This is a genomic window from Streptomyces canarius, from assembly GCF_014650735.1.
Taxonomy (GTDB): domain Bacteria; phylum Actinomycetota; class Actinomycetes; order Streptomycetales; family Streptomycetaceae; genus Streptomyces; species Streptomyces olivaceoviridis.
The window spans coordinates 1-17,914 of sequence record NZ_BMVN01000051.1; the positions used below are offsets into that span (position 1 = coordinate 1).

Annotated in this window: 12 protein-coding genes and 1 pseudogene; 3 read left to right on the top strand and 10 right to left on the bottom strand. The window is 72.2% G+C overall.

The features are described 5' to 3' along the window. The first annotated feature begins 94 nt into the window (after positions 1-94). The 3 genes from IE294_RS39300 to IE294_RS39310 all read left to right on the top strand — a co-directional run bounded on the left by IE294_RS39300 (position 95) and on the right by IE294_RS39310 (position 3,021). Positions 95-1,054, top strand: a complete 960-nt coding sequence (locus IE294_RS39300; RefSeq protein WP_189894181.1) for an NHL repeat-containing protein — start codon at positions 95-97, stop codon at positions 1,052-1,054. Between the two features lie 360 nt (positions 1,055-1,414). Further along, positions 1,415-2,020, top strand: coding sequence for a TetR/AcrR family transcriptional regulator (locus tag IE294_RS39305; protein WP_189894182.1), 606 nt, complete (start codon positions 1,415-1,417; stop codon positions 2,018-2,020). After that, on the top strand, positions 2,017-3,021 hold the full coding sequence (locus IE294_RS39310) for a DMT family transporter (protein ID WP_373315932.1): 1,005 nt from the start codon (positions 2,017-2,019) through the stop codon (positions 3,019-3,021). The genes IE294_RS39305 and IE294_RS39310 overlap by 4 nt, the downstream gene beginning before the upstream one ends. A gap of 75 nt (positions 3,022-3,096) precedes the next feature. Here the strand turns inward: IE294_RS39310 and IE294_RS39315 are convergent, their stop codons facing one another. From IE294_RS39315 to IE294_RS39360, 10 genes and pseudogenes are all read right to left on the bottom strand, one after another. Then, positions 3,097-3,336 (bottom strand): hypothetical protein, encoded by a 240-nt coding sequence (locus tag IE294_RS39315; protein WP_229917785.1) that lies wholly within the window; start codon positions 3,334-3,336, stop codon positions 3,097-3,099. Between the two features lie 66 nt (positions 3,337-3,402). Next, on the bottom strand, positions 3,403-6,585 hold the full coding sequence (locus tag IE294_RS39320) for an amidohydrolase family protein (RefSeq protein ID WP_189894183.1): 3,183 nt from the start codon (positions 6,583-6,585) through the stop codon (positions 3,403-3,405). Positions 6,586-6,728: 143 nt separating this feature from the next. Continuing rightward, complete coding sequence (locus tag IE294_RS39325) at positions 6,729-7,637, bottom strand: carbohydrate ABC transporter permease (protein ID WP_189894184.1); 909 nt, start codon at positions 7,635-7,637, stop codon at positions 6,729-6,731. Further along, positions 7,634-8,566, bottom strand: coding sequence for a carbohydrate ABC transporter permease (locus IE294_RS39330; RefSeq protein ID WP_189894185.1), 933 nt, complete (start codon positions 8,564-8,566; stop codon positions 7,634-7,636). The genes IE294_RS39325 and IE294_RS39330 overlap by 4 nt, the downstream gene beginning before the upstream one ends. Beyond that, positions 8,563-9,954, bottom strand: coding sequence for an ABC transporter substrate-binding protein (locus tag IE294_RS39335; RefSeq protein ID WP_189894186.1), 1,392 nt, complete (start codon positions 9,952-9,954; stop codon positions 8,563-8,565). The genes IE294_RS39330 and IE294_RS39335 overlap by 4 nt, the downstream gene beginning before the upstream one ends. Positions 9,955-10,005: 51 nt before the next feature. After that, on the bottom strand, positions 10,006-11,103 hold the full coding sequence (locus IE294_RS39340) for an enolase C-terminal domain-like protein (protein WP_189894187.1): 1,098 nt from the start codon (positions 11,101-11,103) through the stop codon (positions 10,006-10,008). Between the two features lie 38 nt (positions 11,104-11,141). After that, positions 11,142-14,438, bottom strand: a complete 3,297-nt coding sequence (locus IE294_RS39345) for a discoidin domain-containing protein (protein ID WP_189894188.1) — start codon at positions 14,436-14,438, stop codon at positions 11,142-11,144. A 114-nt stretch (positions 14,439-14,552) separates the two neighbouring features. After that, positions 14,553-15,419, bottom strand: a complete 867-nt coding sequence (locus tag IE294_RS39350) for a FadR/GntR family transcriptional regulator (RefSeq protein ID WP_268252839.1) — start codon at positions 15,417-15,419, stop codon at positions 14,553-14,555. Between the two features lie 304 nt (positions 15,420-15,723). Beyond that, positions 15,724-16,017: pseudogene (locus IE294_RS39355) on the bottom strand (hypothetical protein); the annotation flags it as partial. Positions 16,018-17,052: 1,035 nt separating this feature from the next. Continuing rightward, complete coding sequence (locus tag IE294_RS39360; protein WP_229917787.1) at positions 17,053-17,769, bottom strand: S1 family peptidase; 717 nt, start codon at positions 17,767-17,769, stop codon at positions 17,053-17,055. Positions 17,770-17,914 lie beyond the last annotated feature (145 nt).

Here is a 17,914-nt window from a genome sequence, read left to right on the forward strand (position 1 = left end):
GTCCGCGACCTCATGTTCGGCGGCGCCCGCGTCCCCACCCGCCACCACCACTGAACCACCCGGTCACACCGGCTCACTCCGACGAAAGACAAGCATGAGACACGTATGCAGAACCGCGGTGCTCGCCGCCACCGCGCTGGTCGCCTCACTCGCGGCTCCGGGTGGACAGGCGCTGGCCGTGGACAACGCGCTGACCGGCGTGCACGTTGTCAGCCACCTGGACCTGGCGGCCGGTGAGCAGCCGGAGAACCTGACCGTGGAACGCGACGGCTCCCTCGACCTGACGATGTCCTTCGCCCGCCGCGTCGAGCGGCTGACCCCCGACGGACACCTGACGACGCTGGCCACCCTGCCCGCTCCGCCGAGCGGAACGGACGTCCCGCTCATCGGCCGGGCGTTCGTGGGCGGCATCGTGCAGGCGCCGGACGGCACGCGGTACGTCACCTACGCCGCCGGTACCGACGCCCTGACGGGCGTGTGGCGGCTGCCCCGGCACGGCGCGCCGCGCCGGGTGGCCGCCCTGCCGGCCGCCGCAGTGCCCAACGGCCTCGCCCTGCACCGCGGTCAGCTGTACGTGAGCGACTCCGCCCTGGGCGCGGTCTGGCGCGTCCCCCTGGGCGGTGGTACCGCCACGATCTGGTCGCAGAGTCCCGAACTGGCCGGAGCGCCTGGGAAGTTCGGCGCCAATGGGCTCAAGGTGCGCCACGGCGCCGTATGGGTCGGCAACTTCGACCGGGGCACGCTGCTGCGCATACCCGTCGGCCACGACGGCACGGCCGGCCGTGTCCGGGTCACGGCCGACGGGCTGGGACCGGTCGACGACTTCGACTTCACCGGACACGGTGACGATGTGCTCGTCGCCACCAACCCCGGCAACGAGGTCGAGCTGGTCCGCGGCGACGGCTCCCACCGCACCGTCCTCACCGCCGCCGACGGACTGCAGAACCCCACGGCCGTCGCCCTGCGCGGCGACCGCGTGTACGTCGCGGACGCCGCCTACTTCACCGCCGCCGACCCCAACATCCTCGGCGCGCGACTGAACGAAGGGCGCTGAACCGCCGGCCAGGACCGGCGGTGCTCCCGGCCCGACGGAGCCGTCCGCCAGGACGGCGCCCCCGGCACGCGCGGAGGAGGCGGGTGAGGCGGTCGTCGCCACACCCGCCTGCACGTGCCCGCGGCGTTCGGCGACTGCCGGTCCTGTGCGCGCCCAGGGGCCGGTCCGGCGTCGCACGGCACCGTCCGGCCGCGCACCCGGTCCTGGTGGAAGCCAGGCGTCACGCCAGCGGCCGTGGCCGTGGCGGTACCGAGGACGTCCGGCCGCCGGGACGGGTATCGCTGTCGCGCCCTGCCCCCGAGGCGTATCAGGTCCTCTCCGGTCGCGTAGACTAGGTAGACCGACCTACCCAATGCAAGGATGGGTGAGACAGACGTGAGCACGACGGACAGCGGGCGACGGCGCCCGGCCCGCGAACGCCTCCTCGCGGCGGCGGCCCGCCGCTTCTACGCCGACGGCGTGGCGGCGACCGGCATCGACACGATCACCGCCGAGGCCGGCGTGGCGAAGATGAGCCTCTACAACAACTTCTCCTCCAAGGCCGACCTGGTCCGGGCCTACCTGGACGCCCGGCACGAGGAGTGGCTCGGCCTGTACCGGGCCCGGCTGGAGCACGCCCGCGGCCCCCGGGACGGCGTGCTCGCGGTGTTCGACGCCTACGCCGACCACGCGGCCTTCGCCTACGAGCACGGCTTCCGCGGCTGTGGACTGCTCAACGCCGCCGCCGAGCTGCCGGCCGGCGACGCGGGCCGTGCCGTGGTGCGCGCCCACAAGGAGGAGGTCGAGCGGCTGATCGCCGGGCACCTGGAGGAACTGCTGCCGGAGCGGCCCGACGAGGCCCGGGCGACGGCCGAGCACCTCGCCTTCCTCCTGGAGGGCGCGATGGCCCGCGCCGGTCTGGAGGGCGACGGCGACCGCCTCCGCCACGCCCGCGCGATGGCGGCCACCCTGCTGGACCGGCTGTGAGCCGGCCCACCGGACCCGGCCGGTCCGCCGGGACAGGGGCGCTGTGCGTGCTGGCGGCCTCCGTCCTGTGGGGTACGACGGGTACGGCCGCCACGTTCGCCCCGGAGGTCGGCCCGCTCGCCATCGGCGCCGTCGCCATGGGCCTGGGCGGACTCCTCCAGGCCCTCATCGCCGCCCGGCCGATCGCCCGCCACGCGCCCCGTCTGCGCGAGCAGCGCGGCACGGTGCTGCTCGGCGCCGTCTCCGTCGCGGTGTACCCCCTGGCGTTCTACACCTCCATGCACCTGGCCGGAGTCGCCGTGGGCACCGTGGTGTCCCTCGGCACCGCCCCGCTCGCCTCGGCCCTGATCGAACGCGTGAGGGACGGCCACCGGCTCACCCGCCGCTGGACGATCGCCGCCGCCCTGGGCCTGCTCGGCACCGCCTTGCTGTGCGTCGCCGAGGCCGCGCACGCGGGCGACGGCACGGGCCGGGCGTCCGTGGCCGCGACGCTGCTCGGCGTGGGCCTCGGCCTGGTCGCCGCCGGAACCTACGCCCTCTACTCCTGGGCCGCGCACCGGCTCATCACCCGCCGGATCCCCTCCCGCGCGGCGATGGGCGCCGTCTTCGGACTCGGCGGACTGCTCCTCCTGCCCGTCCTCCTGGCCACCGGCGCCCCGCTCATCGGCTCCTGGTCCAACGCGGCGGTCGGCGCGTACATGGCCCTCATCCCCATGTTCACCGGCTACGTCCTGTTCGGCTGGGGCCTCGCGCACGTGCCCGCCAGCACCGCCACCACGCTCTCCCTGCTGGAGCCGGCCGTCGCGGCCGTACTCGCCGTCCTGGTCGTCGGCGAACGCCTGCCCGCCGCGGGCTGGGCGGGCATAGCACTGGTCATCGCCTGCCTCACGGTCCTCACCGCCGCCCCCCGCCGGCGGAAGCACTCCCGGAACCCGGCCGGAGCGGCCTCCGGGGGAGCACCGCCGGTCCCGGCCGGCCTCACGGACGCCTCGCCGTCGTAGGGGTGCGAGGGGCAGGCGTCAGCCGCACGCCTGCGGGGACATCGCCCTCGCGGCGCGCGGCGGCGGTCCCGTGCGCTACGGCGCCGGGTCCTCCTGTGTGTGCCGGACCGCCTCCTTCACGGACTGCTCCAGCTCGTACCGCGACACGCCCTCGCGCGCCGCGTACGCGGACAGCGCGGTCTGGAACGCCTCGGCCGCCCCTCGCCACGCCCGCCACTGGGCGTCGTACTCCTCACCGCACAGGCCGGCCAGCCTCGCACGCTCCGCTTCACAGGAACGTTCCAGGTTGACCAATTCGTCGGGAATGTCTGTCACACAAGGATGCTATGCAGACCATCACCGGGACGCCTGTCAGGACTCGGAAGACCGACGAGCGGACCGCTAGACGGTGTGGTCCGAACAGCACGGTTCGCGGCGCAGTGCCCGGCTGACGGCGAGCCAGTCGGCGTGTGCCGGGCCGGACGGTGCCGACGGGCCGGCCGGGAACGCGTTCACCAGGTCCTCGCGGCGGTGCACCCTGCCGTCCCGCATGACCCAGGCGGTACGGACGAGGTCGTCGATGTCGTGGAACGGGTCGCCGTCGATCACCGTGAGGTCGGCGAGCTTCCCCGGCTCCAGGGTGCCCAGATCGTCCGCGACCCCGAAGAGCCGGGCCGGGACGGCCGTCGCCGTGCGCAGCGCCTGGGCGACGGACAGGCCGCCGAAGCGGTGCAGGGCCCGCAGGGCGAGGTGGAGGTGGAGGCCGAGGGGGGTCAGGGGCGCGTCCGTGCCCAGGGCGAGTACCCCGCCGTCGTCGAGGATCCGCCGGTAGACGGCCGTCTCCCGCTCGACGGCGCGCGTGGCCGCGTCGTCGGGCGGGGTCTGCGCCAGCCTCCGTACGAGCGCGGCGTCCCACGGCGCGGCGAGCCGGGTGACGCGGGTGTCGTCGGCGAGCGAGGGATCGGCGCCGAGCTGGGGGAGCGCGGTGAACGGGGTCGCGATGAGCGCGAAGTCGCCGCCCCGGTACGTCTCGTGGACGTCCTGGTAGGAGTGGCCGGTGGGGCTGAGCGCGCGCCCGTACTCGGTGCGCTGGGTGGCGTGGAGATGGGTGGTGAGGTCCTGGCCGACGGCGGCTCCGGGGGACAGGAAGTGGCTGCCGGTGAGCACACCGAGGTCCCGGTGGGCGGTGCGGGCGGCCTCCCGCATGACCGAGGCGGGTGCGCGGACGTAGGTCTTGACGAAGTCGACGTCGAGCGCGACCGCCCGGCTCAGGGTCCGCTCCAGCCCCTCCCGCGTCCGGTGCGCGCGGGCCATGCTGTAGGCGACCCGGCTGCCGTCGATCAGCTCGCCGGTGGCGAACAGGCGCGGTGCGGTCATACGGCCGGCCGCCACCGCCTCCCGGATGCGGACGGCCTCGTGGGCGAAGCCGCCGAGGGAGACGTTGGTGGTGATGCCGTACGCGAGCATCAGGCTGCCCTGCCGGCTGCCGTAGGTGTACTGCCACGGGTGGGTGTGGGAGTCCCACAGACCCGGGATGACGGTGCAGGCGGAGGCGTCGACGACCCGTTCGCCCCTGCGGGCCCGAGCCCGGTGGGGTTCGACGGCGGCGATGCGGTGGCCGCGGATGACCAGGTCCACGTCGTCCCGGGGCGACTCGCCCGTGCCGTCCCACAGCCGCCCGGCGTGCACCCGGACGGTGTCGGACCGGGACGGCAGCCGCCGCCGCCAGGTGAGCGGCACCGGGACGTCACGCCGGCCGGAACCGTCCCGGGCCACGAGCCTGAGCCGCCCGCTCGCCTCGTACAGCAGGGTGCGGGAATCCCCCGACCAGGAAGGATGGTCGGCGGCCTCGTCGGTCAGGCGCCGGGGATCACCGGCGGGGGAGCCGTCCGGGTGCACCGGCATCACCCACAGCGCGGACTCCATGACGAACGCCATGGCCGTGCCGTCCGGCGACCACACGGGACCGCTGTTGCCACGGTCGGACAGCGAGGCGTGCTCGGCCGGCAGATACGTGGCCCACTGCCCGGTCCCGGTGTCCACGACACGGATGACGTTGTAGCCCTCGCGGAACCGGCGGTTGAGCCGGTTGCGGTCACTGAACGCGAGGTACCGGCCGTCGGGCGACCAACTCGGCTTCCCCGGGAGCCCGTTGGCGCCCAGCGGAGCGGCGAGGGTCCGCTCCGCGCCGGTGGCGAGGTCACGGACGAGCAGATTGCCGGTGGAGTCCTGGCAGGCGAGCCGGGCGCCGTCGGGCGAGAGCACCGGGTTGAGGCGTCCCCCCGTCGCCAGCACCTCCTCCCGGCCGCTGTCGAGCCGGACCCGGCGCACACCGATCAGTCCGTCACCGCCCGGCCCGCTCTCCCGGCAGTACAGGACGCTTCGCCCGTCCGGCGCCCAGGACGGCATCTGCGCGTAGGCGGACGGCGGCGCCTGCACCAGCCTGCGCGGGCGGCCACCGCGCACCGGCATCACCCACAGCGCGTCGAGCGCGACGAACGCCACGGACCCGCCGTCGGGGGAGAGGACCGGCAGGTGCACACCCCGGACCGGACGCCGGGCCACCGAGTCGAAGTCGTACCGCTTGCGGGACCCGGCCGGCCGCGGCACCGGCAGTTCCGCCGCGAAGGGGACCGTCTCCGCTCCGCTCCGAGCCGTGCCCGGCCGCCGTACCCTCACCTGCCCGTCCGCGACGTAGAACAGCTCACCGTCCGCCGTCCAGGAGGGCGGCAGCGGGGAGACGTCCTCGCCGTCCGTGACCGGTTCGCCGTCCACCAGCAGCGTGCAGTGCGCCGCGTTCGTGCCCTGCGCGGCGTCGTCCACCCGCACACAGGCCACCCGGCCGTCCGCACCGACCGCGGGTCCCACGAGCGTCCCCGCGCCGACCGTACGCACCACCGTGACGCTCCCGCCCCCGGCCGGGACGGAGGCCAGCGTGCGTCCCCCGTCGGCGCCGGCCCGGACGAAGACCACCGTGCCGCCGTCGGGGTGCCAGGCCGGGTCGTAGTCCTCCACCCCGGTGTCCCGGGTCAGCCGCGTCAGCTCACCGGTGCGCACGTCCACCGTCCAGATGGAGTACGAGCTGCCGCGTACGGCGTCCCCGCCCCGCTCGGACGCGAACGCGATCCGGGTGCCGTCGGGCGACCAGCTGACACCCCGGTCGTCCCACGGCCCGGACGTCAGCCGGCGCGGACCGGAACCGTCCGGCGCCATCGTCCACACGTGGAACCCGCCGCCCTGATAGGCACAGACGGCGATCCGGGAACCGTCCGGCGACCAGGCCACCCGGGCCGGCTCCAGTTCGGCCCCGGTCAGCGCCGTCGCCGGGCCGCCCGTCCGGGGCAGCGACCACAACACGCCCTGCACCTCGACGATCAGACGCCCACCGTCCGGCGAGACGGCCACGGACGCGTTGGTGCCGGCGGTGAACCGGAGGGTCCGGCCGGGCGCGGCCCCCGCGGCCGTGCGGTCGGCGGCGGACGCTGCGCCGGCCTGGGCCGGTAACGCCACGGCGGCGGCCCCCAGGCCCGCCTTGAGAACGCCCCGACGGGACACTCCCGAGTCCTGTGCGCTGTGCTGATCCATGTGTCTCCCAGAGGAGGAGTAACGGCTACGGACATCCGCATCATGGCAACGTCGTGCGTGCCGGCGCTGCCGTAAACGCTCCGGAGTGTCGGGCGGGCAACGCCCTTTCCCTCCCGTACAGCGGGCCGGGAAGAGGGTCCCCCTCACTCCTTGGTCGCGCCCGCCAGCATTCCGGACACCAGAGTGCGCTGGGAGAACAGGAAGAGGACCAGGACGGGGAGGATGGCGATGATGACGGCGAGGGCGAGTTCCGGGATCGTGATGTTCAGACCTGCCCCGGCCACCGGGTTGAACGAGGGAGTGGACGACAGCAGTTGGTTCAGGCCGACCTGGATGGGGAACTGGTCGCTGTTCGGCAGCACCAGGTACGGCAGGAAGAAGTTGTTCCAGTTGCCGACGAAGCTGAAGAAGGCCACGAGGCCGATCACGGGCTTCGCCAGGGGCAGGGCGATGCGGGTGAACAACTGCCATTCGGAGCAGCCGTCGATGCGCGCGGCGGCGAGCAGGTCACGCGGCAGGCTGGTGGCGAAGTAGATGTAGACCAGGTACACCCCGAACGGGTAGAACGAGAACGGCAGGATCACCGACCAGGCCGTGCCGATCAGATGGAACGCGTTCAGTTCCAGGAAGACCGGCAGCACGAGCGTCGCCGAGGGCATGATCATGGTGACCAGGGTGATCGCCAGCAGCATCTTGCGGCCCCGGAAGCGGGTCAGGGCCAGGGCGTAGCCCGCCGGGACACTGGTCAGCAGGGTCAGCAGCAGCGAACCGCCGGCGTAGACGGCCGAGTTGCGCAGCCACACCAGGACCGCGCCGTCCTCGAAGGAGAACAGGTGCCGCCAGGCGTCCCCGATCCTGCCGAACGAGCCGAAGGACAACGGGTTGTCGTGGACGATCTGCCCGGCGGTCTTGCTGGGCGCCAGCAGCAGCCACAGCACGGGCAGCACGAAGAAGACCAGCAGGACGGCGAGCAGCAGGCCCACCACCAGCGCGGAGACCGCCCGCGAGGGCGTGGTCCGGGAGCGCGTGAGCGCGAGGAGCCGGGTCGTCATCTCTCCTCCAGGGTGAACATGCCGGAACGCCGGACCAGCAGCCCCGCGCAGAGCAGGCCGAGGACCAGCAGGAAGACGGAGATCGCGGCGGCGCCGTTGAAGTCGCCCTGCTGGAAGGCGTACACGTAGGCGAGCTGGTTGGGCGACCAGGTCGGGCTGACCCGGCCCAGGCTGGCGGTCTGGAGCAGCTGCGGCTCGACGAAGAGCTGGGTGCCGCCCGCGAAGGCGAGGATGGCCATGTAGGTGATCCACTGCCGGATCATCGGGATCTGGACGGACCAGGCGGTGCGCCAGGGCCCCGCCCCGTCGATGCGGGCGGCCTCGATCACCTCGTCGGGGATGTTGTTCAGCGCCCCGTACATCACCACCATCCAGCCGCCGGCTCCCGTCCAGAAGGCGATCAGCACGAGGATCACCGGGAGGTTGCCGGGGGCCAGCACAGCGGCGAAGCTGTCCAGGCCCATCCGGTGCAGCAGCCAGGACACCGGGCTGACGTCGGGGTCCAGCATGAACAGCCAGACCAGGACGCTCGCCACCCCGGCCAGCGCGCCCGGTATGTAGTACAGGAACCGCAGCAGTGCGGAGACTCCCGCCCGCACCCGGCTGCGCAGGACGACGGCCGTCAGCACCGTCAGCACGACGAGGACCACCAGCCAGAGGGCGAGGTACAGCAGGATGTGGCCGAAGGCGGGCAGGAAGCGGTAGTCCCGGGCGACCCGGAGGAACTGGTTGAGGCCGGTGAACCGGCCCCGGTCGTTGGTGAAGGCCAGGTAGAACGCGTAGCAGGTGGGGAAGACGCCGAAGGCGAGCAGCAGCAGCGCGTACCCGGCGACGAAGAGGTACCCCGTCGTGCCGCCCCGCCGCCGCGGCGCGTCGCCGCGGCGGGTGGGGGCGGATACGGCGACGGGTTGGGCGTCCAGCAGCGTCATCGGTTGGTCACCTGGTACCCGTTGGCCCTGGCCTGGTCGCTGATGGCCTTCTGCCACTCCGGCAGGGTCGCCGTGAGGGACTTCCCGGCGGTCAGGGCCGGCAGGACGACGCTCGACCAGGACGTGGCGTCGGAGAACCTGGTGTTCGACCAGCCCGTCCACACCTCGTCGGCCGCCTGCCGGAACGGGCCGCTGACGTCGTCCGCGAAGTAGCTTCGGTGCGCCGGTTCGGCGAGCCATGCCTTGGCGGCGGGTGCGTAGGCCGGGTAGGTCGGGGCCGTGGCCTGGTTCGCGTCCGACGTGGTCAGCCAGGTCACGAGGTCGGTGGACGCCTTGAGGTTGGCGCTGTGCGAAGAGACCATCCAGACGCCGCCGCCCACATTGCCCGTGCTGGCGGTGGTCTCACCCGGCCACTTCAGCGGGGGCGCGGCGGCGATCCGCTTGGCCGGGGTGTGGAAGGCGGCCTTGAACAGGTACTGGCCGTACCAGGAGGGGCCGTAGGCCATCAGGACCTTGGAGCCGCTGCTCTTGGCGAACCCCTGGCTGAAGAAGCCCTCGGTGGTCACGGCCTTGGCGGAGATCAGCTTGTCGAGCAGGGTCGCCATGCGCGTGCACGTGGGGTCCTTCAGGTCGACGCGCAGGGTGTTCGGCGTGGTCAGGTGGAAGGCCGGGCACCGGCTGGACCAGAAGTACGACTCGTGCGAGTTGGTGTCGCCGACCGAGCCGACGAGATGGCCGGGATGCTCCTTGGCGACCTTCAGGCCGAGGGCCTCGTACGCGGCCCAGGTGGTGGGGACCTGGTAACCCCACTTGTCCATGAGGGACTTGTCGTACCAGAGGACGACCTGGGCGATGTCGTTGCGCAGGCAGTAGGTGTGCCCGTGGAACTGACAGGGCGCCAGGGAGCCCTTGGCGAAGCCGTCCAGCGTGCTCCGCGGGACCAACTCGTCGTCCAGCGGGGCCGCGAAGGCGGCGGCGCCCGGCTTGGTGGGGGAGGAGGCCCAGGTCACGTCCGTGGGGGAGCCGAAGACGACGTCGGGCCAGCCCTCGCCGGTGCGGTCGAACAACTGCACCTTCGTCTGGAGGTAGGTCGAGCCGTCGGCGCCGCCGTCGTAGGTGACGACCTTCATCTTCACGTCGCGGTGTGACTTCTGGTACGCCTGCACCGACGGCAGCCGCGTGGAGTCGGTCCAGACGGTGATCTCGGAGCCGTCCTTCTGGGTGGCGGGCTTGAACCGGGACGTGTCGCCCTGGTGGTCCGCCGCGGTGGACGGGTCGGCGCTGGCGCAGCCGGCCAGCGCGGCGACGGCGGCGAGGGCGGCTGAGGCGGCGAGGGCGCGCACGGCTCTGCCGCGCCGGCCGGTGGTCGGAACGCGCGAAGACGTCATCGTCTTGCCTTTCGTGGTTCGGGATCGTGCGGGGGCGGTGACGGCGGCGGGTCAGCGGGGCTCTTCCACGAACCGCTGGAGCGCGCTGCCGTAGCCGAAGTCGAGGGGCAGGGCGATGCCCGGCCCGGCCGGGGCGTGCACCAGTCCCCGGTCGTCGACGTGACGCTCGCGGACGACCGTGGTCGAGGTGACCAGGGACTCGTAGTAGGTGGTGTTGGAGATGGCCATGCACAGGTGCTGGTTCGGGATGTCCGAGCCGTGCACCTCGGCACGCAGCCGGAAGGCGTCCGCCAGGTGCGCGGTGCGCATGGCGCCGGTGACACCGCCGCGCAGCGTTGTACTGGCACGGACGCCGAAGGTGGCGGCGCCGCTCCTGATGAAGTCGGCGGAGTTCATGTGGGCGCCGTCGGAGGTCTCGGCGACCAGCAGCGGTACGGCGACGGACTCGGCCAGCCGCCGGTAGGCGCTGATGCTGAACTCGCGCATCGGCTCCTCGTACCAGAGGTAGTCCGCCTCGGCCAGGGCGTGCCCCAGGTAGAGGGCGTCGGGCAGGTCGAAACCCGCCGAGCCGTCGTACATCAGCGGCACGTCCGGGCCGACGTGGTCGCGCAGCGCCTGGCACAGGGCGGCGTCGCGGCGGGCGTCGCCCCAGGCGTGCAGCTTGACGCCGTGGTAGCCCAGCGCCAGGCACTGGTCGGCCACGGAGAGGAACTCCTCGGTGGTGGCGAAGGTGGAGGTGGAGGCGTAGGCGGGGATGGCCTCGCGGAAGCCGCCGAGCAGTTGCCACACCGGCCGGTCGTGCACCCGCCCCGCCAGGTCCCACAGCGCCACGTCGACCAGGCCGAGCACCGGCAGGGGCAGCTCGTGGATGCGGTCGAGTTCCCAGACGCGGTGCCAGAGCCATTCGCGCCGGAAGGGGTCCGCTCCCAGCAGTTCGTCCCGGAACACCCGGTCGACCAGCTCCCGCAGGGTGACCGCCGCCCCCGGCCGCGCGAACACCGCCACCCCTTCGGCGCCCTCGTCGGTGCCGATGTGCAGGACCGCTCCGTCGCCCACCGGGGCGCTGCCGCTGAGCCCCTGCCGCCAGGAGAAGGGCGGGTCGGCGGCGGGGACGTCGATCCGGTGGACCTCGACATGTGTGATCTTCATGGTCGCTCTCTGCTCAAGGGTGGGGAGACTCGGGGGACCTAGAAGCCGCCGTAGGCCCGCAACTCGTAGACGCTGCCGCCGTTCCAGCTCGAGGCGGTGACGGTAAGGCGCAGATAGCGGGCGTCGACCGGTGCGTCGGGGAGTGAGTAGGCGGTCTGCGCCGAGGTGGAGGCGGCGGTGTGGTCGTCCAGCGCCGACCAGTTCAGGCCGTCGGCCGAGTACTCCAGGAGGTACTTGTAGCCGCTGGGCTTCTCGAACGTCGTGACCACACCGGAGACGCTGGTGACCTTGCCCAGGTCGACCTGGATCCAGGACGGGTCGGGCAGGCCGAGGCCCTGGGCCCAGCGGGTGGACAGGTCGCCGTCGACGGCCAGTTCCGGGGTGTTCGGCTCGGAGTAGGAGGAGACGGTGACGGGTGCCTTCAGGGCGAGGTCGTGGTCGGCCGGCATGGTGACCGTCGCCGCCGGGCTCGGCCCGGAGGAGTTGAGCGCCGCGTCCCTGGCCACGACGGTGAAGCCGTACTCCTTCCCGGGCGTCAGGCCGCTGACCCGCAGCCGCGTCGCGTCGGTGACGGCGATCCGCTCGCCGTCCTGGTAGACGGCGTAACTGGTGACACCCTGGCTCTCCGGGGAGGCCGGCCAGTTCACCTGCGCGAGGCTGGGCAGCAGCGGGGTGACGGTGGGCCTGGCCGGCGCGTCCGGCGCGGTGTGGTCGTCGCCGGGGGCCAACGGGGTGCCGTAGACCTGGAGTTCGTAGATGCTGCCGCCGTTGTGGCTGGAGCCGGTGACGGTCAGCCGCACGTACCGGCCGTGGATCTCCTTGTCCGCGAGGGAGTAGGTGGCCTGCGCGGTGGTGTCGGCGCCCGTGTGGTCGTCCAGGGTGGTCCAGTGCGCCTCGTCCGGGGAGACCTCCAGGCGGTACTTGTAGCCGCTCGCCTTCTCGAAGGTGGTGATGGCGCCGGTGACGTCGTACTGCGCGCCCAGGTCGACCTGGATCCAGGACGGGTCGGGCAGGCCGAGGCCCTGGGCCCAGCGGGTGGACGGGTCACCGTCGACGGCCAGTTCCGGGGTGTTCGGCTCGGAGTAGGAGGAGATGGTGACCGGCTTGTGCAGCGCCAGGTCCGCGCCGTCGGGCAGGGTGACCGTCACGGGCGCGCTGGGCGGCGACTCGTTGCCCGCCGTGTCGCGGGCAGTCACCGTGAAGGTGTACGACGCTCCAGCGGTGAGGTTCGGGAGGCGTACCGAGGTGCCCTTGGAGGCGCTGACCACCTTGCCGGCGCTGTGGATCGCGTAGCCGGTGACACCGTTGTCATCGGTCGCGGCCGGCCAGCTCAGATCCACGACGGTGGGCAGGCCGGCGACCGCGGTGGGCTTGCCGGGGGCCGTCGGCGCCGTGTGGTCGCCGGTCTCCGGGTCCGGGTCGAGGTGCCGGTACGGCGGCTGGAGGCCGGCGTTGTCGACGATCGAGGCGGGTAGCTGCTCGCAGCCGTCGACCGTCGTGTTGTTCACGATCGTGTCGTCGGTGCTGTTGAACTGCGCGCTGAATCTCGGTGTGGTGGTGAAGTTGTAGTCGGCGGTGATGTCCATGCCGTGGTTGAGCAGCAGCCACTGGTAGGCGACATCGCAGAAGGCGTTGCCGGTCGTGTGCCAGTAACGGCTGCCCTCGTCCTGATAGATGGCCCCGTAGGCCAGTTCCGGTACCTTCCTGATGTAGTTGCCGGAGACGATGCCACCGGGGTTGGCGCTCAAAGTGTAGATCGCGCCGCCGTCGGCCTGTGACTTCATGATGTCACTGATCTCGTTGTCACTGATGACGTTGTCACGGGAGGTGGTGGGGGTGTCCCACACCGGCACGCCGGAGTTGCCCGGGTAGTTGGTGTCACCGCCCGGATCGGTCAGGCCCCAGCCCCAGCCGACGGAGATACCGCTGTACGGCAGGTCGTACACCTTGTTGTGCGCGATGACGGTGTGGTCGGTGTAGCCGGCGAAGATGCCCAGGGAGCCGTTGTACTGATCGGCGACATGGGTGACGACGTTGTTGTCGACGGTGTTGTCCTTGGTGATGTCCCGGGAATCGTCCGGGTGCGCGTCCACGACCTCGACCCCGCCGACCTGGACACCGGTGGCCGCGATCTGCCGGAACACATTGCCGGTGACATGGGTGCCCCGCGTCCCGGTGTTGAGGTTCAGGCCGACGGCACCGAGGTGGGTGAAGGTGTTCCCCTCGAAGGCGATGCCGTGGCCGTGGCTGACGTTGACGGCGCCGGGCGTCTTGACCCACTTCAGGCGGGTGGAGTCGAAGTCCGGATTGTCGTCGCCGACGATACGGAAACCGGCCTGGCCCTCGATCAGCCCGTCGTCCGAACTCGGGGCCAGCCAGGTCGAGTAGGAGAAGGTGATGCCCCGGAACGAGACGTCGCCGACCGGGTGGTCCTTGGTGCCGTCCAGGTCCACGAGATCCTGGACGCGCGGGACGGTCACGGTCGCCTTCGCCAGATCCTGCCCCTTCTCGGGCATGTAGTAGAGGTCGCCCTCGCTCTTGTCGAGGTACCACTCACCGGGGGTGTCCATCAGCTCGCGCGCGTTCTCCAGCCAGGTGGGGTTCTGGATCTCCTGGCCCTCGTGGAGGTTGGCGTTGTGGAAGCAGGGCTGCCGCATGGTCATCGTGGTGCCGGAGATGGACTGCACCGGGCAGCGCATCATCATCCAGCCCCACTTGCTGACCACCTCCATGTCGGACTGGTTCTCGTACGAGTCCAGACGCGTGTCGGTGATCTTGTAGCCGGTCGCCGTCTTGGAGAAGCCGGGCGGGTTCTCCGGACCGCGGGCCCGTGTCTTAAGCTCGCCGTCGACGTAGAGCTGCCGGGTGTCGAGGTCGCCCACGTGCGCCTTGTACACCGTGTGGCCGGCGTCGACCGGAGCCCAGCCGGTGACCTGGCTGCCGCCGCTGATCACCGGGTGCGCGCCCGGCGCCGCCTCATAGACGACGCGGTGGCCGTTGGTGCCCGAGTCGCGGGGCGTCAGGGTGAAGGTGTCGGTGAGCCGGTACGTCCCGGAGAGCAGCTCGACATCGATGTCACGCCGCATGTCGCGGTTGATCCCGCGCACGAAGTCCCGGGCGTGGCCGAGCGTCCGGAACGGGTGCTTGGAAGTGCCCGAGCCGGTGTCGCGGCCGTGCTCGGGTGAGACGTAGATCTTCAGCGGGGGCGGATCGGCGGCCCGCGGGGCGGCCTGGGCGTGCGGGGCGGTGAGGGGGAGGGCCGCGGCGGCCAGGGCGAGGACGGTCAGTGCGGTTCTTCGCCGGGGGCGGCGGGGTGGGGCTGAGGGTATGGACATGGCAATCCAATCGCCTGCGGGGTGGGGAGGGGAGAGGGGCGGCTCGTTCCGGGGGCGTGCGTGTGGGGGGCCTCGGGGGCGTTTTGGGTGGAACACCCCTGCGGCGCCCTCGTGTCAGGAGGCGGAGGTCACCGGCAGGGTGGGCTCAGGGGTGGCGCCGACGGCGTCCGTGCCGGTGGTGGTGTCCGGTGCGGCGGACGCGGCCGGGTCGGCGGCGCGCGCGCCGACACTGAACAGGCGGTCGCGGATACGACGCTCGAACTGCTGCCGCGTCGTGGCGATGTGCTCGGTCATCAGCGCGGCGGCCCGGTCGGCGTCCCCCGCGGCGATGGCGTCGGCGATCGCCACGTGCTGGCGACCCGCCACCTCAAGGGAGCCGGGCGTGTCTCCGTGGAAGAGCAGCACGTCGGACTGCGCGGCCAGACGCCGTACGTTGGTGACGCTGGAGCGCAGGAAGATGTTGTGGGCGGCGATGCCCACCGCGTTGTGGAACAGCTGGTCGGCCACGGCGAAGGTGTCGGCGTCGCCCTCCCGGCCGGCGTCCAGGGAGCGCTCGGCGCCCTTCTGGATGTTCCGTACCTCGATCGGCGCCGCCTGGCCCGCCGCGCGGCGGGCGGTCTCGGCCTCGATCAGGCTGCGGTAGTCCAGCAGCATCAGCACGTGTTCCATGCTGGTCGGCTGGAAGTGCCCCGTCTCGTCGTCGGCGAGCCCGCCGGGCGAGTCGGCCACGAAGATGCCGGCGCCCCGCCGGACACTGAGCCGGCCGAGGGCCGCCAGCACCTTCACCGCCTCGCGGGTGACATTGCGCGAGGTGCCGAGGATCTCGGCGAGTCCCGCCTCGGTCGGCAGCCGCGCGCCGGGCCGCAGGCCCTGTTCGGCGATGTATCCGAGGAGCTGCTCGGCGACCAGCTCGTAGCCCGGCCGGTACGGCCTGGTCGTCGTCCCGTCGCCCTTGGCCGACACCTTGCGCTCCGCTGACACGAGAACACTTCCCAACGTCCGAAATGAATCTGACTCATTGGCGGGGCAACTATGGCATCGGAGGGGAGGCTCGGCAAGGGTCCTGACCGACTCTGTTGTTTTCACGTCCCGGTCATCGCGTCCAGAGGGTGCGGGGTCCTCCGGTCCGTGCGATCCGGCCGCCGGAAGCCACAGCAAATGAATCAGATTGTTCACGGCGCCTTTCGGCCATCGGGACCGTCGACCGCCTCCGCGCTGTCTCCGGTCGGCGAGGTGGTCGTCCGGCCGGTTCCCCTCAGGCCGGTTCCCCTCAGGCCGGTTCCCCTCAGGCCGGCTCCCCTCCCGCCGGCTCCAGGGGGATCAGCAGCCCTTCGAGGTCGGTGTGTCGCTGATGTCGGCCACGCTGTCCAGCGGTACCAGCACGTTGGTCTCCGGATAGAAGGCCGCCGCCGAACCGCTCGCCGCCGGGTAGGCCACCAGCCGGAAGCCCGGTGCCCGGTGCCCGGTGCCCGGCGCTCGGTGCCGTCGTGCCACACGCTCACCAGGTCCACCTGGTAGCCGTCGGCGAAGCCTGGTTCCACCAGGCCGGGTTCACGAGGACCACGCGCCGGCCGCCGTGGAGATCGGCGGCGCGACAACGACCGATCATGGTCGGCATGTCATTCATGGCATCCGTCGTGGTGTGGGCCACTGAGCCGTGACATCCCGTGGCTTTCGATGCGGCGCCACGACCGATTCCGTTCAGCCCAGCGGTCGAAGAGCCCGTTCCGACCCGACGTCTGCGCGACTCGCTTGTCGCAAGTGATCGACAGTCCTCCGCCGGGCGGCGAGCACGCTCCGGGCCCGTGGCCGCCTGCGCGGAGGAGCCGGCAGGGCGACTGGGCGAGCGCTGGCCCGGCTGGAACCGGTGCGGCGGCTGGGCCGAGCGGGACGACGCCTGGCTGTACGACTGGCGTTCCGCCCGGCCGGAGGACTGTTCCGCCGTCACTGTTCACGCCGACGTGCTCCTCCGGCGCGCCTGGACGGTGCGGGGCGACGGATACACGCACCGTCCAGGCCGACCGCATGGCCCGCTTCACGGTCTTGCTCGGGGAGGCGATGGACGCGGCCGAGAAGGCGGCCCCGCTCCCCCCGACGACCCTTGGCCGTGGTTCGTGATGAGCACCGGAACAAGCTGATGACGGACTTCGCCGAACGCGCCGCCCCCGGGCGCCGGCCGGCAGTCCTCTCGCCGGTCTGGGCCTGCTCGCCCTGGAGGGGCTCGGCCAACGGTCCCGCCATGCGACGCTCCCGTCCCCCCGCGGCCAAGGACGTGATTTGGAGAGCGCCGCCGGGTCACTCGACCAGGTCCCGCGCGACACCACGACACCGCGCTGGAACAGTCCCAGCGCATCGGCCCGTGGTGCGACGGGGCACCGGCACCCGGCAGCGGCGTTCGACCAGGCCCGGGCCTCGCCGCGACGCGGTCCCGGCGGAGCTGACGCGCGCGGCCTGCCGCCCCCGCCACGACGCGGACGTGACGCGACTGCCGCCGGGCGATCAGCCGGTGTCGTGGTCGTCCGGGCACGCGGGCCCAGGACGCGGACGCGGTACCGGCCCGGACCGGCAACACGCCGCACCGAGGTCCGTCAGGACAACGGCCCGCACCGAGGGCTCACTTGCCCCCGGTGCGGATGACCCACTTGATCCACGAGCGCAGGCGCGTGACGTCTCCGAACGAGGCGACCTCCGCCCGGTCCGACGCGGACAGGACGCCCACGAGCACCTCGCGGCCCGCCTTGTCGAACGCCGTCGCCGGGCCCCCCGAGTCACCGCCCGCCGGCAGGCCGGTGCCGCGCTGCACGCAGAAGTCCCCGGTCCCCACGAGCAGATCGCACCGCCGGTCCGCGTGCTTCACGATCGTGACCTGCGCCTGCTTGAGCACGTTCGACTGGCACGAGCCCTCGCTCCGCGGCGGCGCGCAGGTGGCACCCCAGCCGTAGGACCGCACGCTGCGCCCCACCTTCACACTGGCGCCGGTCCCCAGCTCGATGGGCTGGACGTCCAGGCGGGGCACCCGCACGAGGGCCACGTCGGCCCCGGACGCGAACACCGTGCCGTTCTCGACGCGACGCACGACCTTCCCGTGCCGCTGGTCGAGACTGCCGACGCGGAACGTGATGTCCCAGTTGTCGTAGCGGACGCAGTGACCGGCGGTGATCACCCACTCGGGGGCCACGACGGTGCCCGTGCAGGACGGCTCGCCGTCGATGTACACACGCACCGCCCACGGGCCGTGCTTGCTGACCGTGCCTCCCTGGATGGCGGAAGCGGGTTCCGCCATCGCCAGGAAGGAGGCGGCGAACGCGCATATCACACCGTATACACGCATCTTGCTCAACATGGGGTCTTCCTCGGGTTCGGTAGCTGCCAGTTGCATGTGTCCGGCAAGAGCGGAGGCCCGTCCGGGCGGTTCCGCGACCGCACGATCCGTGCACTCAGGGAACAGAACGCGGCCTGCCGTGCTGACGTCCGGT

Excerpts from the sequence above, each read along its gene's own strand:
- IE294_RS39345 (WP_189894188.1), bottom strand. The coding sequence starts at position 14,438 with ATGTCCATACCCTCAGCCCCACCCCGCCGCCCCCGGCGAAGAACCGCA.
- IE294_RS39305 (WP_189894182.1), top strand. The coding sequence starts at position 1,415 with ATGGGTGAGACAGACGTGAGCACGACGGACAGCGGGCGACGGCGCCCG.
- IE294_RS39325 (WP_189894184.1), bottom strand. The coding sequence starts at position 7,637 with ATGACGACCCGGCTCCTCGCGCTCACGCGCTCCCGGACCACGCCCTCG.
- IE294_RS39330 (WP_189894185.1), bottom strand. The coding sequence starts at position 8,566 with ATGACGCTGCTGGACGCCCAACCCGTCGCCGTATCCGCCCCCACCCGC.
- IE294_RS39320 (WP_189894183.1), bottom strand. The coding sequence starts at position 6,585 with ATGGATCAGCACAGCGCACAGGACTCGGGAGTGTCCCGTCGGGGCGTT.
- IE294_RS39360 (WP_229917787.1), bottom strand. The coding sequence starts at position 17,769 with ATGCGTGTATACGGTGTGATATGCGCGTTCGCCGCCTCCTTCCTGGCG.
- IE294_RS39300 (WP_189894181.1), top strand. The coding sequence starts at position 95 with ATGAGACACGTATGCAGAACCGCGGTGCTCGCCGCCACCGCGCTGGTC.
- IE294_RS39335 (WP_189894186.1), bottom strand. The coding sequence starts at position 9,954 with ATGACGTCTTCGCGCGTTCCGACCACCGGCCGGCGCGGCAGAGCCGTG.
- IE294_RS39340 (WP_189894187.1), bottom strand. The coding sequence starts at position 11,103 with ATGAAGATCACACATGTCGAGGTCCACCGGATCGACGTCCCCGCCGCC.